Source organism: Nitratireductor sp. ATLC21, assembly GCF_057196525.1.
The window spans coordinates 1,193,862-1,219,259 of the sequence record NZ_JBXUOU010000002.1 but is presented as its reverse complement, the minus strand read 5'-3'; the positions used below and the strand labels follow the sequence as shown (position 1 = coordinate 1,219,259).

Here is a 25,398-nt window from a genome sequence, read left to right as displayed (position 1 = left end):
AAGCTTCTACTTTCCAGGTATCGAGGATGGGGGTAGTGGAAAGGCGAACACACCTGCAATCCGTCTGCGCCATTGCGGTACGAGCGCTGAGACCACGACTGCGCTCCCTTCATAGGCGTGCACGAAGGCATCCGTCGCCGTCATGATGCCCACATGCTTGGCTGGCAGATGTATGCGCCAGCGAAACAGAACGATATCGCCAGGCTTGGGGGCCGTTTGCGCCTGTTCAATGCAATGACGCCTGGCTGCAGAAAGAAGACGCTCTTCCCCGCCACACTCAGCCCAGTCCGCGCTGTAAACACCCGGGTCCTCTGCTTCGCGGCCCAGTACGTTTCGCCACACACCGCGCAACAGTCCGAGGCAATCGCAACCCACGCCCTTGCGGCTCGCCTGATGCCGGTAAGGGGTGCCGACCCAGCTCAAGGCTTCGTTCAGAATGGCTTCCCGCAGGGCCTCCTCGGTTGTATGGGTACGCTGTCTCATCGCACCAAAGCCTTGCCGTCGAAGACCCCCTCGCCCCGTACATAGCTGTAGGCTGCGTCATCGCCGGGCAAATGCGGAAAACCACGGAAGTTCAGGGCGTTTTGGAACTTCCCCTTGCAGGTGGAAAATTGCTTGTCACATCCGGACACGACGGTAAAAAGGTCGCCGGCCTCCCCAGAAAGCGGTGCTTCGCGCCAGAGTGAAAGCCGGGTCTCGCTTCCCGACTTCACATGCGCGATGACCCGTTCCTTGCGACCAGATTGCGCTCCGCTGGCCCAGGTCAGAACGCCATTGTCAAACCAGCCAGCCGCAAACGCATCGAGGCCATCAACCACCACAACGTCCCCTTCTTCAACGCGAAGGAAAGTGCCGCTGCCTGCAAAACGGTCATCGGTCAGATCCACTCCGCATCGCTGGTCGCCCAGTTCAGCATCGCAGCATCGTCCCACGGTTCGACCGCTTGGTTGATCAAGTGTCCATGCTTCGCTCTCCAATTCGGCAACGAAACGTCCATCCTGCCGCGTCACCTTGCCAATCACCGCCACGCGCAGTTTCTGAAACGTCGATGGATTTCGCCAATTCACGAGCAAAGTCTCAACCCTTGCACCGTCATAGAGACCTGAGAGAATGTCGTCTTCCAGGATTTCCGAGGCCGAAAGCGCTCCAGCCACATCGACCGTATCCACCGATAGTCCGAATGATGATCTGGCTTCGCTCGCCGTAAAACCCGTGTTCGGATGGAAACTCGTGCCATCGCAATGCAATTGCCTGTCGTGGTCGGTAAAACCGAGGATGACCCCGTCGGATCGGCTTAACCGCCAGCAATGGCAAAGACTTGTCACCTCCCCTTGAATGTGGGCTTCCAGCGTTTCTTCGGTCGACGTCATGCCAGGATCTCCACCAGCGGGATTGTGGGAATTTGCCCCGCCTTGAAAGCACTGAGGCTCACCGACAATCTTTCAATGTCGAAGCGGACGGGCACGTCGAATTCGAACCCCGCCGTGACCACAGCGCCTTCAGCGGGCACCGCCTGAGATTGGAACACCACTTCTCCGGTGGCGCTGTCGATGGCAAAGTCGAGTGAGGTCTGCTGAAGCACACCGTCGACGCCGACGAGAACCGTGTCCGCGACTGGGCGGGTGATCGGACGCGCAACCGCATCGGGTCCCTCGCCATATGTCTTCACCAACTGAAAGCGTGTGGTGACGCCATCGCCTACGCCGACAGACTGGTCATTCGCAGCCGGCGTCCCGGAAGGCCCACACGATTTCATGTCGAATGGATCGCGGAACCGAAACCCGTGAAGCGAACCGCGCCGCGCCTCGAAAAATGCGATCACTTCATGCACATCGTCGAGCGAGCGCAATCCCGTGCCGACGTCGTAATACCGCCGCGCTAGCGCATGTCTCGCATTGCGCTTCTCGCGGCCCGATGTCAGCTCCACGATTTCGTTGCGTCTTTCCGGCCCTCCAGTGGCCCCAAAGGAGATGGCCACGGGAAACCGCACATCGTGAAAGGCGTTCATGCCGGTTCTTCTCCTTCCTCAAAAGGTCTTCGCGCCACGCGATACAGCGCGTGCCAGCATGCCGGTGATTTGGGCCTGCGACTTGCGGAACGATGCCGCGTCCGGTGTCGAAACGTTGAAAACGATGTTTGGGGCGGTCGACCCGCTTCCTGCAGCAACACCCAGTCGCCCGTCGGAACCACGCTGCAGAGGCAGGATCGCTTCTGCGCCTGCCTCGCCCATCAATCCGACCCTGCCCCCCATCGGAAAAAAGGTGGGCGAGGAAACGACGCCACCATCGGCAAACGGCACCACGCCCCCTTTGGCGAAGGGCAGGATACCCCCGACCACACTCGAAAACAGCGACGATCCCAGCGCCGCCAAAGGCTGCAACGCCTGCGAAAGCGCCATACTCGCCAGGTTCATACCGATATTGCGCAGCACATCCTCGAACGATTTGCCACTCACCACCGCACTTTTCAGCGCCCCGGTCATGTGTCGGCCAAAGCCGTCCGCCAGTGTCTCCAGTTCGCTCAGGGCTTCGGCAAACGGCTTGGTGTCCGCGCGGATTTCAAAGGTCATGTCTTCCAAGGAATAGCCTCCGCTCATTGTCCGACGTCAAAGTCTGGAAACCGTTGCATGAGCTGATCGAGTTCGCTGCGTGCCGGGACACCTGGAGCGCTGCCACACAACGCTTCCAGCGCACAATTCAGCTCGCGCGGTGTCATGCTCCAGAATGCGCCCGGTGGAAGCCGCAGCACCCCAAACGCAACGCCCATCACCTCATTCCAGGGGAAAGGCCGCACTTGGGTTGCTGCGGCATTCAAGGGTTTGGGGTCGGTTCCTCCGCGCCGCCGAACGTCGCCACCAGAAGTGCACTCACAACCCGCGCAAGCCCGGCCAAGCCCTCTTCGCAGCGCATGGCCTGCACATCGTCCTGGCTGACGGCATGACCGCCGCCACGAAGACCGGCCCCGATCACGCGTTGCATGTCGCGCGCCGAAAGGCGTCCGCTCGAAAACCGTTTTGCAAGTTCGCCCAGATCCTCCGCAGCGAATGCGTCTTCGAGTTCGGCCAAGGCACCCAGTGTCAGGCAAAGCGTGTAGTCTTTGCCGTCGATCCGCGCAGCCACCTCGCCGCGCCTGCGGTTGACACTGATCATGGGACCTCCGCAAAGTTCACGGCCCCGGCAGATTCCAGCGCGATCTCAAAGGTCACCTCACCATCGTGATTGCCGCCATACTCCAGCGCGGTGATCTGAAACGGGCCTGACACGATGCCGAAATCCGGTATCGTCAATTGCCAGTCGGCTATCTCGCTGGCAAAGAACCGGCTGCGAATTGCGGCATCTGATGCGCTGTCCTTGAAAATTCCGGAGCCGCTGATCGCGGCCCGCTGCACGCCGCTGCCGGCAAGCAGTTCCCGCCACCGGCCTACCGAATCCGCATTCGTCACGTCCACCGTCTCACTGTTGAAAGCGAGACGCTTGGCACGCAGCCCTGCAACGGTGGTGAATGTTCCCGCCCCGCTCGTGTCGAGCTTCAGGAGCAGGTCCTTGCCTTTCTTGGCAACCATGCTTGTCCTCCAGGGAAATATTGATGTCTCAAACGGGCTCGATCACTGCGCGAAAGCGCATCAGGCCGTGATAGGCGATGAGGTCTTCGTCGAAGTGGATTTCGCTGCCCTCACGACGCAGGTTGACCAGGTGATGTCCGGCGACTGAAAACGGGGAGGTCATCAGCGCCTGATCGATGCGATCCATCAGTTGTAGCGCTTCGCGTCGCCCCTTGCCGTTGGCCCAGACATTGATCGTGAAGAAGTGCTCGCTGCCTTGCTCGGTGTCCGTGCTCCAGTCATGCGTGCTGGTCGGTCCAAACGTGACATAGGGGTAGGCCGTGCGGGCAGGTGCCAGATCGTAGAATTTTTCACCGCCCAGAGCGCCAGTCAGCCCCGTATCTGCTGCCAGCGTCCCGAACACCGCCTTCTGCAGTTCAAACGCGGCGGCGAGCATTGTCACGCTCCTGTTTTTCTGGGTCCGCTTTCGGCGCTTTGCGTTCTGCACGCCTTGCGGCCTCTCCCACCTCGGCCACCTTGTGTGATAGCCGTCGCAATGCCTGGGCCAGCCCGTCGCCAGTCAGTCGCAGGCTCATCTTCATGTCTGTTCCTCCTCACAGAGACAGACCAGGTAGCGGCCTGTCTCATCGGGATCATGGGCCGTCAGGATCGAGAATCGCCGCGTCCCCCTCACGATCCGCATTCCGCCCGTCACACCGGTACGGAACCGCAGCGTGATGCGATGGGTCACCCGTTCGTGGCGTTGTCCCGCTCCGAAAGGTGCCGCGGCCCTCACTGGCTCTATGAAACCGAATATCGTCGCGGTCTCGCTCCACGCCTCGGTGTGCCCGCCTGCGTCGTCCGAAACGAGCGTTGCTTTCTGCAGGCTGAGCTCGGCGCGGAATGCGCCAGGGTCGATGAACTGAACACGCATCACAGCCTCGGCTTCCGATAGCTGCTGACAAGTCGCTGGAAGCCGGCCGGCATCGAAACCGGCTGGTCACTGGCCTCAAACGCGGCCCGGAACTCGAACCAATGGGCCACAAGCACAAGAATGGCGCGCCGCAGAAGGTCCGGCACATCCGTCCCCGCTTCTCCGTAACCGGCGCTGAAATCGATTTCGATCCCGTTCATCTTTTGGCCCGGAAGCGGTCGCACCTCCAACAGCAGTCGAGCCGGCTCGGAATTCGCATCCAGCCGATAGGTTGATGGATCGACAACCGACGCGGCTCCATCAGCGTCGAACACCGTCACCGATAGCACTTCGCGCACCGGGGTTCGGTTCAGAAAAAGCACATCGCTTGTTGGCCAGTCGTCCAGCGTAAGCCGCCAGGACTGTTCGATCAGTGCCTGACCCGTGGTCTTCTCCACCTCCTCGCGCGCGGCGCGGATCAGCCCTTCGATAAGCGTATCTTCGCTTGCCTGCTCAAGCCGAAGATGCGCCTTCGCCTCGGCCAGGGTCACCGGCTCGATCAATGGGCCGACCGTTCGAAATAGCGTCATGCGGAAACTCCGTTCAAAGAAAACGGCCCCGGAAATGCTTCCGGGGCCGTATCGGCATGGACGTACAGGGAGGATTACACCGTGCCGAATTTCAGCAGCTTCACCGCATCGAAATCCTGGATCCCGCCACCCACGCGCTTCGTTGTGTAGAAGAGCACGTAGGGCTTGGCAGAGTACGGATCGCGAAGCACCCGAACGCCGGCCCGATCCACCACCAGGTAGAAACGGCGAAAATCGCCGAAAGCGATTGGTGTCGCGTCGGCGCCAATGTCGGGCATATCCTCCACTTCAACGAGCGGAAAGCCCATCAGCATGGCACGGCTTCCGGGGGTGGCGGGCGGCTGCCACATATAGTTGCCGTCCGCATCCTTCAGTTTGCGCAGCGTCGCCTGCGTCTTGCGGTTCATCACCCAGCTTGCGTTCTGGCGGTAGCCCGCCTTGACCGCATAGACGAGATCGACAAGAACGTCGGAAGCGTCACTTGCAGGAAGGTCGCCGCTGACGCCTGTCACATTGTACCCCACATTGCCCCAGCTCCAGCCGGTTTCGTCCGCCTGCGGGTAGCTGAGGAAGCCTTTCGGCTTGTTGATGCCGTCACCGTTGACGAAAGCCGCCCCTTCCTGCTCGGCAAAGGCGCTCTCCACTTCGCTGGCAATCCATTGGTCAAGATCGACCACGGCATCATCCAGCAGCATCGCGGTTGCCGCCGGCATGGCATAGAGTTCAGCGGTGGGAAATTGCAGTTCCTCCAACGTGCCTGCCGCCGTCTCCGGACGTGCTGCGGTTTCGGCGACCCAGCCCACCGCCGGACCGGTCACGGCAAACGGCTTCTTCAAAACCGCACTGGAGACCTGCCGCACCGAAGCAATTGAGCGGATCGGTGATAGCTCGGACAACCGCGCGCCGATTGCCGCTTCCGTCTCGTCGGGCACCAGATAGCCGCCATCCGGTGCAGAGCCATAAGACATTGCCTTTTCTTCCAGAGAGCGTATTCCGCGCTCGTCTCCGGACCGCATATAGGCTTCAAAAGCCTGTTTTCGCTCAAGATCCTGTAGCGTTGTAGCACCGCCACGGCCCAGAACCGGCCGCGATTTCTTCAACACCAGCGTATCAAGCGCCTGCTTTTGCTCGTCGAGCGCTTTTGAAATTCGCTCCACCTTCTCCGACGTCACCACATCCGCACTGCGCGTCTCAAGCTGTTTCAGCTTCTCGTCATTGGCTTCCTTAAAACTCTCGAACGCATTCATGAAATCATGGAAGGCGCCCGTCACGTCACCCTCATCAAGCGCCGATTTCACCTCCGGCGCGCGTTTTGCCTGTCCTGCCGACATGTCTTCATCCTCAATCGTTGAACATGCGGGCCGCCTTGCGGATCAGCGCAGCAAGCCCGTCATCAATGCCCCGCACGGCATCCCGCTCGCGTCTCAAGGCGCAAAACCCCTTGGCGATCACCAACCGGGCCTCTCGCCGCGTCAGGCCGGCATCCCGCGTCAGCCAACGCTCGAACTCACGCGCCGTGGGCAGCGGCGCGTCCCTTCCCTCCGTTTTCACCTCATCCACACGCGCCTCCGGCAGCATGGGAAACGTGACCACGGAAATCTCCCAGAGATCCGCCTCCACGATGCGGCGAACCCCGGTCTTCGCTTCGGTCTTCGCCTTAACAGTGCGAAAGCCGATGGAAAGCCCGTCGAGCGCCCGGTCGCGCATCAGCTCCCAGACCTCCCGCGCCTTGGCGACGCCAAGCGCCAGCCGCCCGCGCACCAGGAGGCCGCGCGCGTCCTCGCGCAGCTCCTCCCAGGCTCCTATGGGCTGGTTGGGATCGTGTTGGAACAGCATGCGTACGCCGCCTGGGCCACGTCTTTCGAGCGAGCGGGCAAAAGCGCCCCGCTCCACCGCATCGCGTCCGAGATCGACTTTGCCGAACAGGCTCGCATATCCAGAAAACGTCCCGTCTGCCTTCACGGTCTCGATGTCGAGACCGGTATATTTGCGCTCATCGGGTATCGGCGCGATCTTTGCCTGCATGGTCTAGCGTCCTTTCTGATTATCCAGCCTTTCGGACCGTCCTTGCGGCAACGGCCCCACCGGCCGCGTCTGGAAATATCGCAGGGCCAGACCGATGGCGCTCCAGGCGCATAGGCTTGCTACAGCCGCCCCCATGAGCATGGTCTCCGCAGCCCCAAGCCGCCCGGTAAGCTCAAGAATTTCAGCGAGTTTCAGCCCCGTCGCCCCGCCGAAAACCATGCCGCACACCACACCGACCGCAAAGCGAACCGCCGCGTCGCGCCGATGCTTTGGCAGGATATAGGCGAGCGAGATGGCGGAGCCGGCCACAGCGCCAGCCCCCTTTGCGAGCCATATCCAGCCCGCATGGGTGATGTCTGTCATTGATCAGTTTCCTTGGAGTTTCCAGCGACGATGGTCAGTCTGTCGAGGCATTCTCATTCGACCCGGGGGCCATAACCCACCGCCTGACGTTTCTCCGCATCGCTCAGGAAGTCGGCCGCTCCCACCCGGTTCCATAGCGCTTCACGCTCGGCGGCCAGCCCCTCAATGCCGTCAGCGTCGTACCAAAGTCTTACCTCAGATCCGAAGACCGGATGGAGCCAGGCCGAAAACTCCTTCGCCACCCGCCCCACAAGCGGCAGCACGGTCAGACGGTAAAAGGCCCGGTTCGCCTCTTGATAATTGGCATAGGTGTTGTCACCGGGGATGCCGAGCAGCATCGGCGGCACGCCAAGCGCCAGCGCGATGTCTCGGGCAGCGCCATTCTTCGCCGCCATGAAGTCCATGTCGCGCGGCGACAGGCTCATCGCCTTCCAGTCGAGCCCGCCTTCCAGAAGGAGCGGGCGCCCGGCGCGCGCAGCACCGCCATAGCCCTGCTCCAGCTCCACCTTCAATCGGTCGAACTGATCGTCGGAAAGGTTCCCGCCCTCTTTCGGTGCGTAGACCAGAGCTCCCGAGGGCCTCGCCGAATTGTCGAGCAGCGCCTTGTTCCAACGTGCTGCCTGGTTGTGCGTGTCGAGCGCCATCAGCGCTGCGCCCAGCGGCGCAAAGCCGTAATGATCGTCGAGCGGGTGAAAAAGTGAGAGCTGCAGAGCCGCCCCCGCTTCCAGCGGCACGTGCTCGCGCGCCTTGCCCTCGCGATAATCCAGCGCCACCGGCCAGCCGCCCGCATCCGCCATCACCGACACCCGGTCCGGCCGCAAGAGATGCAGTTCGCGGGTCCCCGTACCTGTTTCCAGCATGCGTAGATAGGCATTGCCTGACAGAAGCAGATGCCCGTAGAGCGCCTCCATGAAACTGCTACCAGCTTGTCTCTGGTTTGGACGTGCCATCAGGTCCAGAATCGGGTGCGTGTCGTGTTCCTGCGCACCCTCATAAAGCAGCCACGGGATCGCAGCCGCCGCCTCAGCCACCAGCCGCACGGCGCGATACGCGATCGGGTTTGACATGAACCCCTCGCGCGACATCGCGCCATAGTCCCGCCGCGTAAACCGCGCCTCAGCCTCCCGGTGCAGCGCCACGAAACCGCCCGCGTGCATCTGTTTGGTTTCAACCGGCGCACGAGCACCTCCCGGACGCTTCGCCCAGGGCCAATACCAAGCCATATGATTTTCCCGATTTGCGTTGTTGATCCGCCTCAACCGAGTGCGCGCACGCGCGGCTCCCGCCGGTTGGAAAGCATGAGTTCGCTCAGGGCCCAGACCAGCGCATCGACCCGGTCCGGCGAGTGCCCGCCCGAGAGACCGTCGAGGCCAAAATCGCACATTTCATCCTCAAGCTCGGGAAAGCGTTGCGCATGCCGCACACGTCCCTGCTCATAAAGGGCGGCTACCGGTTCCGCCCTCAGCCACTTGCCGCGCGTTGCCCGCGCCGCTTTTACCGGCACGCTGGCGTCCACCGTGGCAATGACCGTCGCCACCATTTCACCACCCTGGTTCACCTCGGCCACAAGACAATCGGCTTCAAGCCGATGATAAAGCCCCACCGCGCGCGCCGCCCATTCCCGCGGCTTGGCGCCCTTCACCGTGTCATCGCTCAGGACCACACCATTGCCCTCCGCATCAATGCCAGCCGCAACCAGCCCGCAAGCATCCGACCTGTGGCCGGAGGCGGCCGGGGGATCGACCGCGACGACAATGCGTTTGAGTTCGCTTATCGATCCGAAGGCACCAGCTTTCTCCAGCATCGCCCGCGTCCACAGCGCATCGGGCCGGTCCTCGATCAGTTCGCCGTCCAGTTCCTGCCGCCCAAGCCGCGTCCCCGCGTAGCGCTGCCTTATGGTCCTTATGAAGCCCGGAGCCAGATTGTCCCGGTTTTCGTCCGTCCGCATACGGGTCACGGTCACATGTGGATCGTCCATCAGCCTGCGGATCAGAGGGATTGGCCTCGGTGTCGTGGTCAAAAGCTGCTTCGGTCGTTCTCCCAGCCGCAGGCCGAACTGCAGCATATCGAAGGTTGCGTCGGCCTGCCTCCATTTGGCCAGTTCATCGCACCAGGCCGCATCGAATTGCGGCCCGCGTAGACTGTCAGGGTCCTCGGCAGAAAAAAGCTGCGCTACCGCACCATTCTCCCAAACGATGCGCCGCCTGCTCGCCTCGAAGCGTGGCCGAGCGCGCCGCGAGACCGCCAGAATTCCCGAAGGCCCCTCCACCATCACTTCTCGTGCGTCAGACAGCGTTTCGCCGATCAGGGCCAGCCGGCCATAGCGCTTTCCGCCGGCAAAGGGAGGCAATCCCCGAACCAGCGCGTTCACCCATTCCGAGCCAAGCCTGGTCTTGCCGGCGCCACGACCGCCCATAACCAGCCAGTTGTCGAAAATCGAACCGAGCGGATACTGCGCCAGTCGCGCAACGCCCAGCCATTCGCGTTCAATGGCGTATGCGAGTTCCCGTGCCAGGTTCAGCCTTGCCCATCCGTTCTGCAAGCTCTGCAGCAAGGCAGCGGATCCGATCGTCAATGCGTTCGAGTGCGGCGGCCATTTCTTCATCGCTGGGGGCGTGCTTTCCATCCATGTCCTGCTGCTCGAGCGCGATCTCGTTCATTCTTTCAAGCACCTTGAGCAGCGTACTGAGGCCTTCGATCTGCCCCTTGTCGAAAAGATCGCGATGAACCGCATCCTCGATCAACCGCTGGAGTTGATTGAAGAGCATCGCGGTCATGCTTCGCGTCCGTTCGATCGATGGCGGCAGCGCCGGATCGTCTGGCGACCCCCAGCTTTCCTCCTGTGCCCGCTTGCGCAAAAGCCGCTCCGAGCGGCCGCTTGCCAGCGCCAGCAGTTCAAAAGAAGGCGGCGCGCCTTCTCGCAGCGCACGCACGGCCATCAGATCGGCCGTACCCATCTTGCCCATAACGTCTCACCCATGTCCGGAAACAAAAAAGGCGCGTCCCGTCAAAGGACCCGCCTCGAAACGCCGCAACTGTGCGACCATGCCTGAACCCTATCAAACGACCGTCACGCTGTCAAGAATTTTTTCCTATTAATGCATGTTGACGGGTCCGGCGTTAGCCATTTCGGTGTTTTTCCCTTGCGGAAGAGACGGAAATGCGAAGAAACTCACAGAACAATCCGCTAGAATAGCCGTTATATGATGAACATCGATGTGGGGTCGTGTTCGCCTGGCGATTTCGCAGAGTGGATTTGTTCGGGTTGGCCCTAAAAGGCCGGACGGGAGTTTGGGTGAAAATGCCGCGCGAAAAACGGCAGAGCAAGGCGCCGCGGGCGACCAGATTGCTGGCGCTTGATGCCTGGATCGATTCCACGCTTTATGAAGCGGGTTTCAAGCTTGCCCAGTTCTGGGAAAGCATAACGATCTTCTTCCGCCGCTTCCGGGTCTACGGCGTCAAACGCGCCGTGGTCGAATTGTTCAGTGAGGGCGCCACACTGGGCGCCATCGGATCGGTCGTTATGCTGGCGCTGGCCATGCCCGCTTTCGAAGAGACCGCCAGAGACTGGCGCGCCCAGGACGATTACGCCGTCACATTTCTGGACCGCTATGGCAATGAGATTGGCCAGCGCGGCATCATCCAGCGCGATTCCGTGCCCGTCGACGAGCTTCCCGACCACGTGATCAAGGCTGTGCTCGCCACGGAGGACCGGCGCTTCTTCGATCATTTCGGCATCGACTTTCTCGGTCTCGCACGCGCGCTGACCGAAAATGTGCGTGCCAATTCCGTCGTCCAGGGGGGCTCCACACTCACCCAGCAGCTCGCCAAGAACCTGTTTCTGTCCAATGAGCGCACCCTCGAGCGCAAGATCAAGGAAGCCTTCCTGTCGATCTGGCTCGAAATGAATCTCTCGAAGACCGAAATCCTCCAATATTACCTCGACCGTTCCTATCTGGGCGGCGGAACATTTGGCATCTCGGCCGCTGCGGACTTCTATTTCGACAAGCCGGTCAAGGACTTGAATCTGGCCGAAGCTGCGATGATCGCCGGCCTCTTCAAGGCTCCCGCGCGCTACGCCCCGCATGTGAATCTTCCCGCCGCGCGTGCCCGTGCCAACGAGGTTCTCACCAACATGGTGCAGGCCGGCTTCATGAGCGAAGGACAGATACTCTCCGCCCGCCTGCATCCGGCGACTGCCGTTGACCGCGAGGGCGCCGACACTCCTGACTATTTCCTCGACTGGGCATTTGAAGAGGTCAAGCGTGTCGTCCCGCGCAGCGCCACCCATTCACTCGTCGCACGCACCACACTCGACCCGAACCTGCAGAGGGCCGCGGAAGAATCGCTGGAGTTCCACCTGCGTCAATATGGAAAAGACTATGACGTCTCCGAAGGTGCCATTGTTCTGATGGACACCGAAGGGGCCGTGCGTGCCGTTGTTGGTGGCCGCGATTACGGCTCGAGCCAGTTCAACCGCGCCACCAAGGCCGAGCGCCAGACCGGCTCTTCCTTCAAGCCCTATGTCTATGCAGTGGCGATGGAGAACGGGTTCGAACCCGGCTCCGTCATTTCCGATGGACCGATTTCATGGGGTAGCTGGTCGCCGCGCAATTACGGTCGCAGCTATGCCGGCCGGGTGACGCTCACTCACGCGTTGATAAAATCCTACAACACGGTTCCTGTTCGCCTTGCGCGCGATCATCTGGGCATCGATCCCATCATCGATCTCATCAAATCCTTCGGCATCGAATCCCCGATCAACGGCCACAAGACGATGGTTCTGGGCACGTCCGGCATGACCGCACTCGATCAGGCGACCGGATATTCCGTCTTTGCCAATGGCGGCTATGCCGATACGCGTTTCGCCATCGTGCAGTTGATGACCCATTCGGGAAATCTCATCTACGATCACGGTCGCGATGCCCCGCCGCCGCGCCGTGTGCTTTCGGAAAAGGCTGCTGCGTCCATGAACCAGATGCTCATCCTTGTTCCTGAGCAAGGTACGGGGCGCCGTGCGGCTTTGCCGATGACGCGTTCTGCAGGCAAAACCGGCACCACTCAGTCTTATAGAGACGGATGGTATGTCGGTTACACCGGCAATTACGTGGCATCCGTCTGGTTGGGCAATGACGATTTTCATCCCACAAGGCGCATGACCGGCGGCTCCCTGCCCGCCATGGTGTGGCAGCGCCTGATGTCCTACGCACATCAGAATGTTGAAATCAAACCCTTGCCCGGTATCGAAGGACCGATGCGCATCGAGACGGATGCCGTGGAAACAGCCAGCGAAGACGGCGCGGGAGAGCTTCCGCAGACTGACAACCTTCCTCTCGCCCTATCGGCCCGAACATCTCTCTTCCTCAAGGGGCTGGCAAAGAATTTCGAGGCGGCGCCGCGCCTGCACAAGCCCGCCGTTCACGAAACGCTGTCCGCCTTGTAATGCAGCGTAAAGCACACCTCAAAACGCTTGAACCCTCCGTTCAAGTTGAAGTATCCGGATGCGTCCATAGCTTGCCGGATCGCGCATGCTGAAAACCGTACTCTTCGTTGTCATCGTTCTGATCATCGCTCTCGGCGGCGGTGCAGGCAGCGCATGGCTGGCGTTGGAATCGACACGCTCCATAGGTTCCGTGGAAATCGGGCCTTGGGTCACCTTTCCCAATCAGGGAACACGCGAAGCCGACCCTTATTCCCGGGCAAGAAGCGCGAGGCTCGGTCAACTCAGTCTCGGACAGGCGGAAGGCGTGGTTTTTGTCGCAGTGACAGACGGTGATGGACGCCCTCTTCTGCGCCAATGCACCTATCGCCTAAAAGGAGGGCTCCCTCCCACCCGCTTCTTCACCCTTCATGCCACCGGTGAGAACCGGCAGATCCTGTCTGCGCCGGCTCGTTTTCCTTCCGCCCTGCACTCGCAGGACCTCCTTTGGCGCGATGGCCAGACACTGGACGTGATCGTTTCGCCACACCCTCAGGCCGACAACTGGATGGCAATCGCTGGGAACGGATCAATGCAATTGGTGCTGACCCTGGTGGACACTCCCATTTCAACAGGTGCGCGTGTTGGAGAAACCGGTTTGCCAGGTATCTCCAGGGTGGATTGTGATGCTTAAGCTCCTTCACGCCATCCTGCTGGGACTCTTCGGAGCAGCGGTGATTCACATCGCCATTCTGTTTCTGCTCCCCACTTATTCCGAACGCGATGTGTGGGCTGCAATGGCAGAGGAAGCGGCCCCTTATGCATTTGTCAGGCTGGGTGAAGGCAATACCAATCCCCTGCTTGCCGAAGAACAAAATCCATTCTTCGAAACAGCAGCGTGCCGATTCGATCTTGAACGTGGCATGGTGCGGTTGACCTCTGCAGAACGCGTGCCGTTCTGGTCATTCTCCGTTTATGACCGCGACGGCTTCAACGTGTTCAACACCAATGACCGAAGCGCGACCAATCATGCGTTGGATGCACTCGTTGTAAACGCAGCCCAGTTGCTGGATCTGCGCAAGGGCGTGCCGGAAACGCTCGCGTCTTCTCTGATTGCTCAGACGGATATAGAAGAAGGTATGATCGTGATCCGCGTCTTCGTTCCCGATGAGAGCTGGCGGATCATCGTCGAGCGCTTCTTTGAGGGCCTGCGCTGCGAAGCTCTGTAAGAGCCTCGATCAGGCGACTTGAGAGGGTTCCAGAAGCCCGGCCCTCACCCTTTGGTCGAGCGGCGGCGGACGTCCTGCGGGCGATCGTCCCCGCCATTATCGGGGTCGCTTTCCGGTCGTCTCTCATAGCGCACACCAGGAAAAATGATGATCGACGCGCTGGAAGACCGTTGTTTGGACACAGCTCCTGTCGTGCGTTTCGCAGCTGCTGCAAAGCTCAGTATCGTCGCCATGACATCGCGTCCCTTTCTGTGACGGAGTGGTACGCAACGCCTCCTTCTTCCAGTAAGGCAGCACATGGTTAACGTTCCGTTACCGGTAAAGAACGGGCGCTACCTTCAACCCGTCCTGAAGGGCCGGAACCTGGAAAGTCTGAACGCAAGTCTAAAGAAACCGGTTAACAGCTTGCTAAGGGAATTGGTGTAAATCTCATCAATCGCTGGCTTTCTCGCTACTGTCGCCGGCAGCGTATATTGTTCTCAGTCGCGTTTCGGAGGTATTGGTCTGCGTGTCGTCCGCTGTATTCAGGCAACTGGCTTCAGGCGGGGAAGCGCAAAGACCCGAGCGGCTGTTTCGCGCGGCAGTCTCCGCATTTGCGTCCCTTACACGTCCTACTCGACGCGAAGTCGCACAACTGGATGACCTCGCCCTTCCTCTCTATTCCTTGATCTCCACGGAAACACGCCGTTACGCAGCCGCAGTGCTGTCCGAATGCCAAAACCCGCCAAGGGGTCTGCTCAAGAAACTCGCAGACGAGCCTGCAGAGATCTCCGCTCCCCTTTTGATGCGCTCTCCGGCACTGTCGGATGTGGACTTGATCGGCCTTCTTGCCCGTCACGGCAGGGCTCATGCGCGGGTTATCGGACGGCGAGTTGGCCTAAATCCGGCAATTGCCGCCCTCACGCGGGCGCTCTCGGCCCAGGAGGCCGAACCCTGCAGCGATACGCAAACAAGTGGCAGCGCCGTGGAAGCGGAAGTCCGTCACCGTCTCCGTCTCATCATGCGCGCAGCCAATTCGCAGCACGCGCCCGCGCAACAGGACAGCCACCCTGCTCTTCCCGCAGCGAATGAAGCGGCCCGGACGTTGCGGGCTGCGGCCTTTTCCGGAGAACAGGGCGCCCTGGAAACCGCGCTCTCGACGGTTCTGGGCATCTCAAACAACGCCGCCCGCGAAATCACCGGTTTTCCCACCTATGGTGAACTCATTGTGGCGCTGAAAGCGCTGGACATCGGGGAGGCGGAAGCGTTTCTTCTTTCCGCCGCGGTGTTTCCGGGGCTTTTCACGCAGCGCAGCGCAATTTCCTTCTTCCTGGAACGCTACAATGCTCTGTCACCCGTTGTCGCGCGACAAAGGTTGAGTGATTGGCGAAGTGGGCTGAGCTGCCCCGGCCAAACACCTCAGCCAGCAGCAATCTCGAAATAGCGCTCTGCCTCATCGAGGTCCGTTACCTCGATTTCGACCAGCCAGAAATCCGGATCGAAGCGACGCTCCCGCTCAAGCCGCTTCTCGATTGCCTGATCGTCATCTTTCGCAATCAGCGTGAAGCGTCGTTCATTGGGCCGCGCCTCGTCGTAAACGGCCTGTGCAGCAGGGCCATAAAGAGCTTGCTGGCCAAGACGATTGCGCAACAGAATAAAAATGGTTCCGGCTTCGCGCGCGCCTTTCTGCAGGACCGTGGCAAACCCACCCTCTGCAAAGAGACGCTTGGTCAAAGCTGAAACCCAGAAATCACTGGTCAGACGCATGGACAGCGTCTCCTTGGTGCCGGCGGACGATCAACCTGCCATAAGGGTCTCAGCCCCATTAGTTGGTCAGACCAACCTCACGCATTTTTGCAAGGAGCGCCTGATCCGGCTGTCCGGTAACAGGGAGCCCGAAAAGGCTCTGAAACTCACGGATGGCGGCCTGGGTATTCTGGCCCAGAAGACCGTCCACCTCGATCCCGTCATTGCCAAACGCTTTCAGACCGGCCTGCACACGCATGATCGTGGGGTCCGCCTCGGTGGTTTGCAGTGCGGCCGTCTGAACACGCGCCTGCGGCACGTCCGCCGTCGGCACCGGCACTGGCCTCGCTTCTGGTTCCGCCTTTGGGGGAGCAGAAACGGAACGCTGGTAGGTCGGGCGTGGTGTGGGCGTCGGTGCGACAGGCGGGATTGTCGCCGGGGTTGCCGACAGATTTGACGTGGTGTCAGCCGGCTGCGGCGCTACCGAAAGGCCAAGCTGGCGCAGCAGGGCTTCGTCGACGGTGGGCGTTGGATCCAGATCCACAATGCGACGATAGTTTCCGATCGCGGTGCGGGTTTCGGGGCCCTCAAGACCATCAATCGTACCGCGATAAAGTCCCAGATCCCGGAGCACCGACTGCACCTGACGTATGGTCGGATCCCCGCCGTCCACTTCCTCCGGGCGCTCGACCGGAATCGCCCCGGTTGTGTCCTGATCGGGAGCCACCTGACGTGGTGCCTGGCGCGGGGTTTCTTCGAGGATGGCTGGTTGGTCGGACGCTGGCACATTCCGTGGTTCGGTGAAGACCGGCGCACGGGTCGAGATCAAAGCACCAGAATGAAAATGGGGCTGATACCAGAGCGCATTGGCCGAAACGAAGGAAAATGCGACAGCAAAGGCCGTTGCACCACCGACTGCCAGAGGATTGCGAACAATCGCCATCCCGACGCCGGCGGCTCCGGCGCGAAGCAGAGTTCCAAACGTGACCTCCGGTTCAGGCCGTCTTGCGGTATTCTTCATTACCCCACTCATTTTCAGTTGCCGGGTCAGTTGCCGGTTTGCCACCTCGGCCAATCTCGTCCTTTTCCGTGCCCACACCCACTGGCAGCGAAATGCTCACACATGTCCCCTCACCCGGCGCGCTGTCGATGGTCATGCCACCTCCCTGAAGGCTCACCAGTCCTTTCACGAGCGCCAGGCCGAGGCCGGTTCCCTCAACATGCCTTGTCGCTTCGTTCCGAACCTGCGCAAAAGGCTCGCCGATTCGTTCAAGATCATCGGCCGAAATCCCGATACCATTATCGGTTACACTGAAGTCAAGGCGATTGCCGGTCCGCTCTGCCTTCACCCGCACGCAGCCGTTGGCGTGGGAGAATTTCACGGCGTTTGAGAGAAGGTTTATCAGCACCTGCTGCACCGCACGCCGGTCGCAATAGACGACGCCGACATTCTCCGCGATCGCCACATCCACATCCACCGCACGTGAAGCGGCATCTGCTCGTGCGAAGGCTACACTGGCATCCACGGCGTCCGAGAAATTGAACGCCTCCGGGTGGAGCGTGTAGGTTCCCGCTTCCAGCTTGGAGATTTCCAGCGTCGAATTCACCACCGAGAGAAGATGTTCGCCGGCCTCGTGAATGAGCCGGACATATTCGCGCTGCCGATCATTGGAGAAGCGTCCGAAAATCTCGGTCTGAAGCGTATCGGAAAATCCGAGAATGGCATTCAGCGGCGTCCGCAGCTCATGACTGACGGCTGCCAGCATGCGTTTGCTTTCGACCTTGGCGACACGTGCCTCTTCCCGCGCCCGCGCCAGGTCAAGCTCCAGATCGGCCCGGTCGCTCTCGTCACGCACAATTGCCACGACCTGCTCTGCGTCTTCCAGTCTAAGAAGCTCAACGCCGAACTGACGATAACCGGCTGGACGGCGTGCCTCTTCTTCTGCAGGCATACGAAGGCGGATGCTGATGGTGCGTCTGCCTGCTCCACCACTCACCTCGGAAACCGCGCACAGATAGGCCACGCGATCGCCCACATGAATGCGCTCGAAAAAACCGTTCCCCAACAGAATATCCGACCGGACATTCAAGGCCTGCTCGGCCTGAGCAGACGCATCCACCACATCTCCGGTCCCTTCAAGGCGCAGCACGAGCGCGCTCATCATGGCTTCGATGCCCGCTCCTTTCGAAGGAACCGAAATGCGCGCTTGCTCAGCTTGCAAGGTTCCGAAACGCATGCCGAGCGTCGCCACATAAGCAAGCGGAATAAGCCAGTGCGCAGCCAGCGGCAGCGATGGAGAAAAATAAATGCCCAGAAGCCCGCCGAGCGTGGTCAGTCCGAGCGAGAGTCCACCGGCAAGAGCACCCGTCCAAACAGCGCGGCGTGTCCTTGCCACCCAAACGCATTCTGCTGCAAGAGCTCCTGTCAGTGCTGTCATCGGAGACGCAAATCCCCCGGAAAGAACCGTCACCGTGCTGACGGCAGCCACACCAAGAACCAGTGCGAGCACTTCGATCAATGCCCGACGCCCACTTGCAAACAGGCCAGCGGCAGCAAGCCAACTTGCGGCGAAGCCAGCGCTCGCGAGCGCCAATGTCGGGGCGAAGCCCAAAGTGCCGGCCAGAAGCAGAGCGACCGCTCCCGCAAAGAGGAAAGGCGCTGTCAGAAGCACCACTGCCAACCGCAACTGACGCGAACGCTCCACCCCCTCTTCGACACTGGGGTGAATCAGCCTTTCGCAAGCGGCTGATAGGGCTGCCAGCCATTCTTGATATGATGCTACTCGTGAACTCAACTCGACGCGCTCTTGCTTTGTCCGTTCGGCGGGTTCTTGTTCCTGCCGAGACTCGCACCGAGCGTTTAAGGAAAGGATAAGCGCAGGCGTCCAGGGACCGGTGGCAAGGGTAAAAATGAGAGAAATCGGCCCTTCAGACCCCGGTGAATGCCGTCATGGTTAACGCCTGCTGAACAGAGTTGTCGACACAATGGCGACGCAGAAAAGCTTTGAAACAGGCCTCGCCGAAGAAAAAAGACAATTGTCTCAGATCATTAGATGGCGAACAAAACGTAACCATGTTCCTACGGGTTTGAAACGGCTTTGCCTCAAAGGCAGACATTTCCGAACTTTTAAAAAGTTTGCCTTCAATTTTAGGAAAATTCTCAAGAGCTTCTTGGCGGAAGCATGGGATTGTATTCGCCGGGGACATCCTTCGGGGCAAGAACGGGACTGGACGTCATGGGCTTTATCATTCGCTCGATCTTCTGGCTTTCGCTGGTGCTGCTGCTGTTGCCTATCGGGGGAACAGGCGGCCAGGACAGCGCGGAGACGCCACAGGTCGGTGCGCTGCAGGCATTGGGGGCAGCGCGCGAAGCCATCACCGACATGATTGGCATCTGCGAGCGAAAGCCCGAAGTCTGTGCGACAGGACGCGCGGCGCTGCAGACGATCGGGGCCCGCGCCCGTGAAAGCGCCCGCTTTGCCTACGAAATGCTTGAAGAACCGACGGACGCTCCATCCGAGGCCGCCGCTACAGGAGCGGAAACACCTTTGACGACCGGAAGTGTTCCAGAGCAACCGGCCGATCAATAAGCCCCCGACATTCTGGACAATTAAAGGTTTTCCGTGACGAATGGCCGGTCAATCACTATATCCGGCCCAATGAGCACGACGATTGACACCCTTTACGACGATTTCGCCTTCCTCGATGATTGGGAAGAGCGTTACCGTTACATCATCGACCTTGGCAACAGCCTGCCTCCCTATCCCGAAGCTGCGCGCGACGAGGCGCACCGCGTACGCGGCTGTGTCAGCCAGGTCTGGCTTCATACCGAGCGTGGAGAAGGCACCGACCCCGTCCTTACCTTCAAAGGCGATTCGGACGCGCATATTGTCCGCGGTCTGGTGGCCATCATGCTCCTCCTGTTTTCCGGCAGGCGCGCCAGCGAGATTCTCGACATCGATGCCGAAGACGTGATGGCCAAACTCGGTCTCGACGAACATCTCACACCACAGCGCGCCAATGGTCTGCGCTCCATGGTGCAGCGCATAAAAAAAGAAGCTACGGAAGTGGCCCCGGCAACAGGTTGATTGCCTGTTGCCGGGCAATCAGCACATCGCTCATGCCATTTTCGGACGATAGTCCTGTGCACCCCAATGCAGGATCGGCCTGCCGGTTTCGCTTTGTCTGCGTGTCTGAGGCTCATAATGGCGGGCCAGCGCACCCAGCGCGGTCTTAAGCACCACCTTTGCCGAACGGACGGGCCATCCCCGTTCCAATTCCACCTGTTCGAAGCCCTTCAGAAAACAACATATATCAACCAGGACACCGGCGAGCTCCGGCCCGACGGCCTCGAGCGCACGATCGACACGTTGACGCGCGGCCAATGCGGCTTGCGTCAGTTCAACACCGCCCCCGGCGCCGGTACCCCGCTTTTTGCCCGACACGCACGCCATCCAGTTGGCAGTCAGGCGCGGCATGATCTGACCGCGCGTGTAATCGGCGCGCAGTTTTTCACCAGCGTCGAATTCAGTCCGCGTCAAGAAGGGTTCGCCATTGCGCATACGCCGGCTCGCCAGGAGCGCCAAGGGAGATTCGCTCAGCGTTGCAGTAAGGATCGTTTTTTCGGCACCCTGCTGTAAAACCCTGCGCTCGATCTCGCGATGCTGGCTTGTAAAAGGTTCCCGCTTTGCTGCCACTCGCCGCGCACAGGCGACACCCGCACTCGACAACGCCACCCTGTCCTTGCCAAGGCGTACGAGGTCCTCCTTGTCCAGCGCCTCCAGAACCTCAAGCGATATGGAGATCGTCCCCTGCTCGCCGCCATCGAGAAGCACGCTTCCCTGCTTTGCGCCGGGTTGCAGCCATGCCTCTCCCTTCTGGAGAAACCGCAGACAGCGGGATCGTTCGCGCAGATGGCGAAATTCGCTCTTGTATACAGCCATATCAGCGCAGCTCCGTGTTGCGAAAAGCAGCCGCAGTAACGCGCTCGGTCATGAGGACGATCCGATCGAATTCTTCGTCGTCACGCATATCCTCAACAATGTGGCATGCGTATTGAACCGTGGTTCGGTCACGACCGAACCCGCGCCCGACTTCACTCATATTGAGCCCGAGCACCACATGCGCAGCATACATACCGATCTGCCGCACACGTGTGACACTTGTCGAAGACCGGCGCGTTTCACGCAGTTCGCGTCCGCTTACATTGAACAGTGCAGCCACGATGTCGAGAACGCATTCGCAAACCTCTCCGATCCGTTCTTCAGGAATCGGACTGAGACGGCGTTGCAGCGTCACCGGTGAGTGATTCTCAGGCGATTTTACCCGCCCGTCTTCTTGTTCCGTCGATTTGGCAGCGTTTGAAAGCACAGACTTTATCCCTTCACAGGAAAGAGGAATAAATTCTTATACCCCACACCTCCATAGGCGGGAACAAATTACGAACAGATAAAACGGTGAAATTTCATAAACCTCTGAAATTACTACCAAAACAAAATTCCGTCGCGAATTCCTCTTCTGGTTTATCCCCGCCGCGCCAGCCTGCCTCATAGTCATCGCTCACCATCAAAAGGATTGAGCATGACTACGGTAAAGAAGGAGAGCCTCGCCTTTCTCGAAGCCAAGCGGAAGCGCAATGAAGAGGCAAGGCAGACGGCGGCACTTTTTCTTCTCGGAGGACTGGATCTCGAGAAGGTGCAGCAAAGCTCAGGTCCAGAGCGCAACAACATACTTCGTCGCCTGCGGCGGTTGATTGAGAGAGAGCGCCTGAAAGGGGTCAGGAACCATTGGAGTTACGACCTCAACCGACACATCGCCCTCAGTCAGGCGTTCAAGCGGTTGTCCATCACTACGCGCTCCAGTCTTTCTTGCTGCCCTATGAATAACCGCCCCCCTGCGGGTACAGGCTGACGACTGTCGAGCTCACAAAAAAAGCGGCGCACGAAGCGCCGCTTGAACACAGGAACATAGCGTTGGCGCCATGCGCCAGGCTAAACTATTTTTCCTTGCGTTTGCGTCCTAAACCCATTTGCTTTGCCAGTTTCGAACGCGCCACGGCATAGCTGGGGGCCACCATCGGGTAGTTGGCGTCCAGTCCCCACTTTTCCCGATACTGTTCCGGCGTCATGCCGTAATGCGTCATCAGGTGCCGCTTAAGCGACTTGAACTTCTTTCCGTCCTCAAGACAGATAATGTAGTCGTCATGCACGGAGCGCTTCGGGTTCACAGCCGGTTTCTGCTTTTCAGCAGGTGGTGCTTCTGGAGAGCCGCATACACGGCCGAGCGCTGCATGAACGTCTGAAATCAGGTTAGAAAGTTCGGATGCAGGAACAGGATTGTTGCTGACGTAAGCAGCGACAACGTCTGCGGTCAGTTCAATAAGAGTATCGTCGTTTTTTACAGAATCTTCGTTCATTTCGTTACCTTGCCCCAACGTCTATTCAAATCCACCACCTCATGCCGCCAGTGATGAGGTGTCTATAGGAATCCCTATTCTGCAGGCTTTTTTTTGTCGATTCCCGAGAAGGCAGCAATCATATCGTTTTTTTTGTTCGACCGGTCAACTCACAATCTCAAATTAATACTACCAGAAACCTGAGACTGATTGTTTATCACATCTCAAAAAATCGTATTTCATTCCAAAAATCAGATCTGCTTAAATTTAAACTCACCAATTAAGCAAATCGACCTTATCGATTTTCATCCTCGTGGCTTTCGCACCCACAAAAGGACGAATGCTTACGCATTTCCGCCAATGCAGCTGCTACAAGGGATTACCATCGATCCCTCGCCCTATCGAACAATACACACCGAACATTGAATTATACGAAGTATATAAGAAGAACTTATCTTTGATCTTCTTTGATACTTTCATCGTCGAGCGATACCGCTGCCTCACTCGCAGGCGATGCCATGTCATCGTGCACGGAACGCCCCCAGAGTTTATAGCCGGCAGCATAGGCCGCCTTTGCCAGAAGATGAGCAGAAATCGGAGCGGTGAGGAGAAAGAAGACCACTGCCGCCAGCGCTCTCGTTACGATCGCCTGATCCTGTGCGAATATCGCCAAGGCGACAAGCATGAGCCCGGACCCGAGCGTCCCTGCCTTCGAGGCAGCATGCATGCGCGTATAAAGATCAGGAAGTCGCAAAATACCGACCGCCGCGATCAGGGTGAACGCCGCGCCAATGATAATGAGAAGGCCCGTGAGTATGTTGAACAGGTCGTCCATCATTGCTCCTTGTCGCCGTAGATGCCGAGCGTATCGCGCCTCACAAACTCCTGCTCATAACGTCGACTGAGAACGAAGCGGGCAAACGCAACCGTTGCAAGAAAGCCGACAAGCCCCAGGGCGATGGCAATATCGAGATAAAGCGTGAAGCCTGTGCGGATGCCTATGACGGCGATGAAGCCGATCGCGATCGTGACCAACATGTCGAGAGCAAGAACCCGATCGGGCAGGCTTGGCCCCACGAGGACACGCACCACAGTAAGCAGGAAAGACAGGCTCAACAGGGCGAGCGCTATGAACTCGGCAAAGACGAGAAATTCTCCACTGGCGTTCATCGAAACGCCTCCATAATCTTTCGTTCAAAACCTTCGGCGATGTCGCGCTGCAGTTCCTCCGGATCAGAACAGTCAATGGCGTGGACATAGAGAAAGCGGCGATCTTCCGAAACGTCGACAGAGAGGGTCCCTGGCGTCAACGTGATGAGATTTGCCAAAAGCGTGATCTCGAAATCCCGGTCCACCTTGAGCGGATAGGCGAAAATCCCAGGCTTCAGGTCCATCTTCGGGGAAAGAACGAGAAGCGCGACCCGCCAGGCCGAAAGCACCAGTTCGTAGAGGAACAGAAGCGCGAGCGAAGTTACCCGCACGGCGCGGGCAAAATATCCCAAGGACCCCACCTGTTCGCGGATCAGGTAAAGTGCCGCCGCCCCAAGGAGAAAACCGAAAATGAAGTTCGGCAGTGTGAAGGAGCCGCTGACCGCGGTCCAGATCAGCGCCAGGATGATATTGATCAGGGACAGTCTCATTGCGCCGCCTCCGCAGGAAAGACCGCACCAATATAAGCTGAGGCGTCCAGAAGCCCGCTTGCAGCGGCTTCAGCCACCCGGATAAATGGCTCAGGGTAAATGCCGAGCAATATGATCGGGACACACAGCAAGGCCATTGAACCGTAGCCATATCCGGGAGCACCCGTGGCAGCATCGGAAGGAGCTTGGCCCGGCCTGTTCCGCCAGATCGCAAGTATATACATCCGCCCAAGCGCGATCGTGGTGAGAAGTCCAGTCAACAAGATGGCGAAGGAAAGCCAGGGCCAACCTGCGTCAAGCGAAGCCCGCACGAGCATAATTTTCGGCCACAATCCGGATGCCGGCGGCAGTCCCGCCACGGCAAGCATCAGAACCAGCGCAAAGGCCCCCATTGCCGGATAGGCCCGATAGAGCCCGCCCAGCTCATGCAGCGAATAGCTTCCGCCAAGCTCCTTGATCACCCCTGCCAGCAGGTAAAGCGCCGTCATCGCGAGAACGGAATGGAACGCGTAGAGGATCGTACCCGTCAACCCGGTCTCGGTACCCAGCGCAAGCCCAGCAAGCATCACCCCCACACCGGATATCACCACGAAGCCAAGGATGCGGCGAATATCGGACTGTGCGATAGCGCCCATGATCCCGAGCACCATCGTGCCAGCGGCCACCCAGGCAATGACACCTGAAAGCTCTGACCGCTCAACAGGAAACAGCATCACCAGAACGCGCAGCAGCGCATAAACGCCGACCTTGGTCAGCACACCGCCAAACAGCGCCGCCGTGACGATGCGCGGCGTGTGATATGAGGCCGGCAGCCAGAAATTGACGGGAAACGCAGCTGCTTTCATGCCGAAAGCCAGCAGATAAAGCACGGTCAGCGTCATCAACGGGCCGGTCTCGCGCATGGCGTCCGCCTTGCGCGCGATGTCGGCCATGTTCAGCGTCCCGAACGTGCCGTAAAGATAGGCGGTCGCGGTCAGAAACAACGTCGTGCCGACCAGATTCAGAATGGCGTATTTCGTTGCACCGTCGAGCTGGCGATCAGTCGACCCTAGGATCAGAAGACCGAAGGACGAAATCAGGAACACCTCGAACCAGACATACAGGTTGAAAATGTCGCCGGTCAGAAACGAGCCTCCCACGCCCGCCATCAAAAGCATCAGGAAGGGATAAAAGCCATAACGACGGCCCGTCGCACCAATGTCTTTCATCGCGTAGAGAGCACAGACACTAGCAACCAGCGTCGCCACAAAGGCAAGCGATGCTCCAAGCGCATCCGCGGTAAAGGATATGCCGAAGGGCGGCAGCCAGCGCCCCATGGTCATCACCTGCGGACCGTCTGCCAGCACCTGCAGAAGAAGCGCGGCATTGGCGCCAAGGGTCAGAAGAAGCCCCGCAATGGCAATGCCCGCGTGTAGCCGGGTTTCATGGCGCACCATCAGCAGGACCGCACCAAAAAGGATCGGCAACCCGACCGGCGCCACCAGCATCCAGTCACCCAGCGCCGTGGGCGCTGTCAGCATTGCGTTGGAAATATCAATCGTTTCAGCGGCCATCGGTGT

35 protein-coding genes are annotated in these 25,398 nt (G+C 59.5%); 7 read left to right on the top strand and 28 right to left on the bottom strand.

Annotation, left to right across the window (positions count from 1 at the left end):
- Positions 1-6: 6 nt before the first annotated feature.
- The 17 genes from AC2CHD_RS13370 to AC2CHD_RS13290 all read right to left on the bottom strand — a co-directional run bounded on the left by AC2CHD_RS13370 (position 7) and on the right by AC2CHD_RS13290 (position 10,398).
- Positions 7-483, bottom strand: coding sequence for an NlpC/P60 family protein (locus AC2CHD_RS13370; protein ID WP_229447465.1), 477 nt, complete (start codon positions 481-483; stop codon positions 7-9).
- On the bottom strand, positions 480-1,370 hold the full coding sequence (locus AC2CHD_RS13365) for a DUF2163 domain-containing protein (RefSeq protein ID WP_484554071.1): 891 nt from the start codon (positions 1,368-1,370) through the stop codon (positions 480-482). Before AC2CHD_RS13365 ends, AC2CHD_RS13370 begins: the two co-directional genes overlap by 4 nt.
- The gene (locus AC2CHD_RS13360; protein ID WP_484554070.1) at positions 1,367-2,008 is read right to left on the bottom strand and encodes a phage distal tail protein, Rcc01695 family; all 642 of its coding nucleotides are present in this window, start codon (positions 2,006-2,008) and stop codon (positions 1,367-1,369) included. The genes AC2CHD_RS13365 and AC2CHD_RS13360 overlap by 4 nt, the downstream gene beginning before the upstream one ends.
- An 18-nt stretch (positions 2,009-2,026) precedes the next feature.
- A complete protein-coding gene (locus AC2CHD_RS13355) occupies positions 2,027-2,596 on the bottom strand; it encodes a phage tail tape measure protein (protein ID WP_484554069.1) in 570 nt (189 codons plus the stop codon).
- Positions 2,593-2,793 (bottom strand): rcc01693 family protein, encoded by a 201-nt coding sequence (locus tag AC2CHD_RS13350; RefSeq protein WP_484554248.1) that lies wholly within the window; start codon positions 2,791-2,793, stop codon positions 2,593-2,595. Before AC2CHD_RS13350 ends, AC2CHD_RS13355 begins: the two co-directional genes overlap by 4 nt.
- Before the next feature lie 17 nt (positions 2,794-2,810).
- Positions 2,811-3,149 (bottom strand): gene transfer agent family protein, encoded by a 339-nt coding sequence (locus tag AC2CHD_RS13345; protein ID WP_484554068.1) that lies wholly within the window; start codon positions 3,147-3,149, stop codon positions 2,811-2,813.
- The gene (locus tag AC2CHD_RS13340; RefSeq protein ID WP_484554067.1) at positions 3,146-3,562 is read right to left on the bottom strand and encodes a phage major tail protein, TP901-1 family; all 417 of its coding nucleotides are present in this window, start codon (positions 3,560-3,562) and stop codon (positions 3,146-3,148) included. Before AC2CHD_RS13340 ends, AC2CHD_RS13345 begins: the two co-directional genes overlap by 4 nt.
- A 28-nt stretch (positions 3,563-3,590) precedes the next feature.
- Complete coding sequence (locus AC2CHD_RS13335; RefSeq protein ID WP_484554066.1) at positions 3,591-3,998, bottom strand: DUF3168 domain-containing protein; 408 nt, start codon at positions 3,996-3,998, stop codon at positions 3,591-3,593.
- On the bottom strand, positions 3,979-4,143 hold the full coding sequence (locus AC2CHD_RS13330; RefSeq protein WP_484554065.1) for a hypothetical protein: 165 nt from the start codon (positions 4,141-4,143) through the stop codon (positions 3,979-3,981). The genes AC2CHD_RS13335 and AC2CHD_RS13330 overlap by 20 nt, the downstream gene beginning before the upstream one ends.
- A complete protein-coding gene (locus tag AC2CHD_RS13325; protein ID WP_229447472.1) occupies positions 4,140-4,475 on the bottom strand; it encodes a phage head closure protein in 336 nt (111 codons plus the stop codon). The genes AC2CHD_RS13330 and AC2CHD_RS13325 overlap by 4 nt, the downstream gene beginning before the upstream one ends.
- Entirely contained in the window at positions 4,475-5,044 is a 570-nt protein-coding gene (locus AC2CHD_RS13320) for a head-tail connector protein (protein WP_484554064.1), read from the bottom strand. The genes AC2CHD_RS13325 and AC2CHD_RS13320 overlap by 1 nt, the downstream gene beginning before the upstream one ends.
- A 74-nt stretch (positions 5,045-5,118) precedes the next feature.
- Positions 5,119-6,375, bottom strand: a complete 1,257-nt coding sequence (locus AC2CHD_RS13315; RefSeq protein ID WP_484554063.1) for a phage major capsid protein — start codon at positions 6,373-6,375, stop codon at positions 5,119-5,121.
- 10 nt (positions 6,376-6,385) lie between these two features.
- The gene (locus AC2CHD_RS13310; RefSeq protein ID WP_484554062.1) at positions 6,386-7,069 is read right to left on the bottom strand and encodes an HK97 family phage prohead protease; all 684 of its coding nucleotides are present in this window, start codon (positions 7,067-7,069) and stop codon (positions 6,386-6,388) included.
- Positions 7,070-7,072: 3 nt separating this feature from the next.
- A complete protein-coding gene (locus AC2CHD_RS13305) occupies positions 7,073-7,432 on the bottom strand; it encodes a DUF6107 family protein (protein WP_484554061.1) in 360 nt (119 codons plus the stop codon).
- Positions 7,433-7,485: 53 nt separating this feature from the next.
- The gene (locus tag AC2CHD_RS13300; RefSeq protein WP_484554060.1) at positions 7,486-8,655 is read right to left on the bottom strand and encodes a phage portal protein; all 1,170 of its coding nucleotides are present in this window, start codon (positions 8,653-8,655) and stop codon (positions 7,486-7,488) included.
- A 32-nt stretch (positions 8,656-8,687) separates the two neighbouring features.
- Positions 8,688-9,953 (bottom strand): DNA-packaging protein, encoded by a 1,266-nt coding sequence (locus AC2CHD_RS13295; protein WP_484554247.1) that lies wholly within the window; start codon positions 9,951-9,953, stop codon positions 8,688-8,690.
- Positions 9,919-10,398 carry a hypothetical protein gene (locus AC2CHD_RS13290; RefSeq protein WP_484554059.1) on the bottom strand — a complete coding sequence of 160 codons (480 nt, stop codon included), beginning with the start codon at positions 10,396-10,398 and terminating at the stop codon, positions 9,919-9,921. The genes AC2CHD_RS13295 and AC2CHD_RS13290 overlap by 35 nt, the downstream gene beginning before the upstream one ends.
- A 335-nt stretch (positions 10,399-10,733) precedes the next feature.
- Between AC2CHD_RS13290 and AC2CHD_RS13285 the strand changes: the two genes are divergently transcribed.
- The 3 genes from AC2CHD_RS13285 to AC2CHD_RS13275 all read left to right on the top strand — a co-directional run bounded on the left by AC2CHD_RS13285 (position 10,734) and on the right by AC2CHD_RS13275 (position 14,080).
- A complete protein-coding gene (locus AC2CHD_RS13285; RefSeq protein WP_484554058.1) occupies positions 10,734-12,875 on the top strand; it encodes a transglycosylase domain-containing protein in 2,142 nt (713 codons plus the stop codon).
- An 85-nt stretch (positions 12,876-12,960) separates the two neighbouring features.
- Positions 12,961-13,545, top strand: a complete 585-nt coding sequence (locus AC2CHD_RS13280) for a DUF1214 domain-containing protein (protein WP_484554057.1) — start codon at positions 12,961-12,963, stop codon at positions 13,543-13,545.
- Positions 13,538-14,080, top strand: a complete 543-nt coding sequence (locus AC2CHD_RS13275; RefSeq protein WP_484554056.1) for a DUF1254 domain-containing protein — start codon at positions 13,538-13,540, stop codon at positions 14,078-14,080. The genes AC2CHD_RS13280 and AC2CHD_RS13275 overlap by 8 nt, the downstream gene beginning before the upstream one ends.
- 44 nt (positions 14,081-14,124) lie before the next feature.
- Here the strand turns inward: AC2CHD_RS13275 and AC2CHD_RS13270 are convergent, their stop codons facing one another.
- A complete protein-coding gene (locus AC2CHD_RS13270) occupies positions 14,125-14,313 on the bottom strand; it encodes a hypothetical protein (protein ID WP_484554055.1) in 189 nt (62 codons plus the stop codon).
- Positions 14,314-14,864: 551 nt separating this feature from the next.
- On the opposite strand from AC2CHD_RS13270, the gene AC2CHD_RS13265 reads away from it, so the two are divergent.
- Complete coding sequence (locus AC2CHD_RS13265; protein WP_484554054.1) at positions 14,865-15,503, top strand: hypothetical protein; 639 nt, start codon at positions 14,865-14,867, stop codon at positions 15,501-15,503.
- Here AC2CHD_RS13265 and AC2CHD_RS13260 read toward each other — a convergent pair.
- Genes AC2CHD_RS13260 through AC2CHD_RS13250 form a run of 3 tightly spaced genes read right to left on the bottom strand, consistent with a single transcriptional unit; the run spans position 15,479 to position 18,510 of the window.
- Positions 15,479-15,826: a DUF1491 family protein gene (locus tag AC2CHD_RS13260; protein ID WP_229447483.1), complete on the bottom strand. Its 348-nt coding sequence runs from the start codon at positions 15,824-15,826 to the stop codon at positions 15,479-15,481. The two genes, AC2CHD_RS13265 and AC2CHD_RS13260, sit on opposite strands and share 25 nt — an antisense overlap.
- Positions 15,827-15,884: 58 nt before the next feature.
- Positions 15,885-16,826 carry a peptidoglycan-binding domain-containing protein gene (locus AC2CHD_RS13255; protein WP_484554053.1) on the bottom strand — a complete coding sequence of 314 codons (942 nt, stop codon included), beginning with the start codon at positions 16,824-16,826 and terminating at the stop codon, positions 15,885-15,887.
- Positions 16,801-18,510, bottom strand: coding sequence for a sensor histidine kinase (locus tag AC2CHD_RS13250; RefSeq protein WP_484554052.1), 1,710 nt, complete (start codon positions 18,508-18,510; stop codon positions 16,801-16,803). The genes AC2CHD_RS13255 and AC2CHD_RS13250 overlap by 26 nt, the downstream gene beginning before the upstream one ends.
- Positions 18,511-18,987: 477 nt before the next feature.
- Between AC2CHD_RS13250 and AC2CHD_RS13245 the strand changes: the two genes are divergently transcribed.
- Together AC2CHD_RS13245 and AC2CHD_RS13240 are read left to right on the top strand one after the other, a co-directional pair.
- On the top strand, positions 18,988-19,395 hold the full coding sequence (locus AC2CHD_RS13245; protein WP_484554051.1) for a DUF5330 domain-containing protein: 408 nt from the start codon (positions 18,988-18,990) through the stop codon (positions 19,393-19,395).
- A gap of 69 nt (positions 19,396-19,464) precedes the next feature.
- Positions 19,465-19,893 (top strand): SufE family protein, encoded by a 429-nt coding sequence (locus AC2CHD_RS13240; protein WP_229447487.1) that lies wholly within the window; start codon positions 19,465-19,467, stop codon positions 19,891-19,893.
- Positions 19,894-19,923: 30 nt separating this feature from the next.
- On the opposite strand, the gene AC2CHD_RS13235 is transcribed toward AC2CHD_RS13240, so the two are convergent.
- Together AC2CHD_RS13235 and AC2CHD_RS13230 are read right to left on the bottom strand one after the other, a co-directional pair.
- Positions 19,924-20,748 (bottom strand): DUF6456 domain-containing protein, encoded by an 825-nt coding sequence (locus AC2CHD_RS13235; RefSeq protein ID WP_484554050.1) that lies wholly within the window; start codon positions 20,746-20,748, stop codon positions 19,924-19,926.
- A 1-nt stretch (position 20,749) separates the two neighbouring features.
- A complete protein-coding gene (locus tag AC2CHD_RS13230; protein WP_229447489.1) occupies positions 20,750-21,103 on the bottom strand; it encodes a helix-turn-helix domain-containing protein in 354 nt (117 codons plus the stop codon).
- Between the two features lie 276 nt (positions 21,104-21,379).
- Between AC2CHD_RS13230 and AC2CHD_RS13225 the strand changes: the two genes are divergently transcribed.
- Positions 21,380-21,715 carry a cytoplasmic protein gene (locus AC2CHD_RS13225; RefSeq protein ID WP_484554049.1) on the top strand — a complete coding sequence of 112 codons (336 nt, stop codon included), beginning with the start codon at positions 21,380-21,382 and terminating at the stop codon, positions 21,713-21,715.
- 85 nt (positions 21,716-21,800) lie between these two features.
- Here the strand turns inward: AC2CHD_RS13225 and AC2CHD_RS13220 are convergent, their stop codons facing one another.
- The 5 genes from AC2CHD_RS13220 to AC2CHD_RS13200 form a co-directional block, all read right to left on the bottom strand.
- A complete protein-coding gene (locus AC2CHD_RS13220) occupies positions 21,801-22,220 on the bottom strand; it encodes a Ros/MucR family transcriptional regulator (RefSeq protein ID WP_229447491.1) in 420 nt (139 codons plus the stop codon).
- A gap of 430 nt (positions 22,221-22,650) precedes the next feature.
- Complete coding sequence (gene mnhG / locus AC2CHD_RS13215; protein WP_484554048.1) at positions 22,651-23,037, bottom strand: monovalent cation/H(+) antiporter subunit G; 387 nt, start codon at positions 23,035-23,037, stop codon at positions 22,651-22,653.
- Positions 23,034-23,369 carry a cation:proton antiporter gene (locus AC2CHD_RS13210; protein WP_229447493.1) on the bottom strand — a complete coding sequence of 112 codons (336 nt, stop codon included), beginning with the start codon at positions 23,367-23,369 and terminating at the stop codon, positions 23,034-23,036. Before AC2CHD_RS13210 ends, mnhG begins: the two co-directional genes overlap by 4 nt.
- On the bottom strand, positions 23,366-23,839 hold the full coding sequence (locus tag AC2CHD_RS13205; RefSeq protein WP_229447494.1) for a Na+/H+ antiporter subunit E: 474 nt from the start codon (positions 23,837-23,839) through the stop codon (positions 23,366-23,368). Before AC2CHD_RS13205 ends, AC2CHD_RS13210 begins: the two co-directional genes overlap by 4 nt.
- Complete coding sequence (locus AC2CHD_RS13200; protein ID WP_484554047.1) at positions 23,836-25,392, bottom strand: Na+/H+ antiporter subunit D; 1,557 nt, start codon at positions 25,390-25,392, stop codon at positions 23,836-23,838. Before AC2CHD_RS13200 ends, AC2CHD_RS13205 begins: the two co-directional genes overlap by 4 nt.
- Positions 25,393-25,398 lie beyond the last annotated feature (6 nt).

Excerpts from the sequence above, each read along its gene's own strand:
- AC2CHD_RS13320 (WP_484554064.1), bottom strand. The coding sequence starts at position 5,044 with ATGACGCTATTTCGAACGGTCGGCCCATTGATCGAGCCGGTGACCCTG.
- AC2CHD_RS13340 (WP_484554067.1), bottom strand. The coding sequence starts at position 3,562 with ATGGTTGCCAAGAAAGGCAAGGACCTGCTCCTGAAGCTCGACACGAGC.
- mnhG (WP_484554048.1), bottom strand. The coding sequence starts at position 23,037 with ATGATGGACGACCTGTTCAACATACTCACGGGCCTTCTCATTATCATT.
- AC2CHD_RS13315 (WP_484554063.1), bottom strand. The coding sequence starts at position 6,375 with ATGTCGGCAGGACAGGCAAAACGCGCGCCGGAGGTGAAATCGGCGCTT.
- AC2CHD_RS13355 (WP_484554069.1), bottom strand. The coding sequence starts at position 2,596 with ATGAGCGGAGGCTATTCCTTGGAAGACATGACCTTTGAAATCCGCGCG.
- AC2CHD_RS13200 (WP_484554047.1), bottom strand. The coding sequence starts at position 25,392 with ATGGCCGCTGAAACGATTGATATTTCCAACGCAATGCTGACAGCGCCC.
- AC2CHD_RS13310 (WP_484554062.1), bottom strand. The coding sequence starts at position 7,069 with ATGCAGGCAAAGATCGCGCCGATACCCGATGAGCGCAAATATACCGGT.
- AC2CHD_RS13270 (WP_484554055.1), bottom strand. The coding sequence starts at position 14,313 with ATGGCGACGATACTGAGCTTTGCAGCAGCTGCGAAACGCACGACAGGA.
- AC2CHD_RS13205 (WP_229447494.1), bottom strand. The coding sequence starts at position 23,839 with ATGAGACTGTCCCTGATCAATATCATCCTGGCGCTGATCTGGACCGCG.
- AC2CHD_RS13235 (WP_484554050.1), bottom strand. The coding sequence starts at position 20,748 with ATGGCTGTATACAAGAGCGAATTTCGCCATCTGCGCGAACGATCCCGC.
- AC2CHD_RS13325 (WP_229447472.1), bottom strand. The coding sequence starts at position 4,475 with ATGCGTGTTCAGTTCATCGACCCTGGCGCATTCCGCGCCGAGCTCAGC.
- AC2CHD_RS13290 (WP_484554059.1), bottom strand. The coding sequence starts at position 10,398 with ATGGGCAAGATGGGTACGGCCGATCTGATGGCCGTGCGTGCGCTGCGA.
- AC2CHD_RS13305 (WP_484554061.1), bottom strand. The coding sequence starts at position 7,432 with ATGACAGACATCACCCATGCGGGCTGGATATGGCTCGCAAAGGGGGCT.
- AC2CHD_RS13275 (WP_484554056.1), top strand. The coding sequence starts at position 13,538 with ATGCTTAAGCTCCTTCACGCCATCCTGCTGGGACTCTTCGGAGCAGCG.
- AC2CHD_RS13335 (WP_484554066.1), bottom strand. The coding sequence starts at position 3,998 with ATGCTCGCCGCCGCGTTTGAACTGCAGAAGGCGGTGTTCGGGACGCTG.
- AC2CHD_RS13255 (WP_484554053.1), bottom strand. The coding sequence starts at position 16,826 with ATGAAGAATACCGCAAGACGGCCTGAACCGGAGGTCACGTTTGGAACT.
- AC2CHD_RS13260 (WP_229447483.1), bottom strand. The coding sequence starts at position 15,826 with ATGCGTCTGACCAGTGATTTCTGGGTTTCAGCTTTGACCAAGCGTCTC.
- AC2CHD_RS13330 (WP_484554065.1), bottom strand. The coding sequence starts at position 4,143 with ATGAAGATGAGCCTGCGACTGACTGGCGACGGGCTGGCCCAGGCATTG.
- AC2CHD_RS13360 (WP_484554070.1), bottom strand. The coding sequence starts at position 2,008 with ATGAACGCCTTTCACGATGTGCGGTTTCCCGTGGCCATCTCCTTTGGG.
- AC2CHD_RS13345 (WP_484554068.1), bottom strand. The coding sequence starts at position 3,149 with ATGATCAGTGTCAACCGCAGGCGCGGCGAGGTGGCTGCGCGGATCGAC.
- AC2CHD_RS13370 (WP_229447465.1), bottom strand. The coding sequence starts at position 483 with ATGAGACAGCGTACCCATACAACCGAGGAGGCCCTGCGGGAAGCCATT.
- AC2CHD_RS13285 (WP_484554058.1), top strand. The coding sequence starts at position 10,734 with ATGCCGCGCGAAAAACGGCAGAGCAAGGCGCCGCGGGCGACCAGATTG.
- AC2CHD_RS13300 (WP_484554060.1), bottom strand. The coding sequence starts at position 8,655 with ATGGCTTGGTATTGGCCCTGGGCGAAGCGTCCGGGAGGTGCTCGTGCG.
- AC2CHD_RS13265 (WP_484554054.1), top strand. The coding sequence starts at position 14,865 with ATGCGCTCTCCGGCACTGTCGGATGTGGACTTGATCGGCCTTCTTGCC.
- AC2CHD_RS13210 (WP_229447493.1), bottom strand. The coding sequence starts at position 23,369 with ATGAACGCCAGTGGAGAATTTCTCGTCTTTGCCGAGTTCATAGCGCTC.
- AC2CHD_RS13240 (WP_229447487.1), top strand. The coding sequence starts at position 19,465 with ATGAGCACGACGATTGACACCCTTTACGACGATTTCGCCTTCCTCGAT.
- AC2CHD_RS13220 (WP_229447491.1), bottom strand. The coding sequence starts at position 22,220 with ATGAACGAAGATTCTGTAAAAAACGACGATACTCTTATTGAACTGACC.
- AC2CHD_RS13245 (WP_484554051.1), top strand. The coding sequence starts at position 18,988 with ATGGGATTGTATTCGCCGGGGACATCCTTCGGGGCAAGAACGGGACTG.
- AC2CHD_RS13365 (WP_484554071.1), bottom strand. The coding sequence starts at position 1,370 with ATGACGTCGACCGAAGAAACGCTGGAAGCCCACATTCAAGGGGAGGTG.
- AC2CHD_RS13280 (WP_484554057.1), top strand. The coding sequence starts at position 12,961 with ATGCTGAAAACCGTACTCTTCGTTGTCATCGTTCTGATCATCGCTCTC.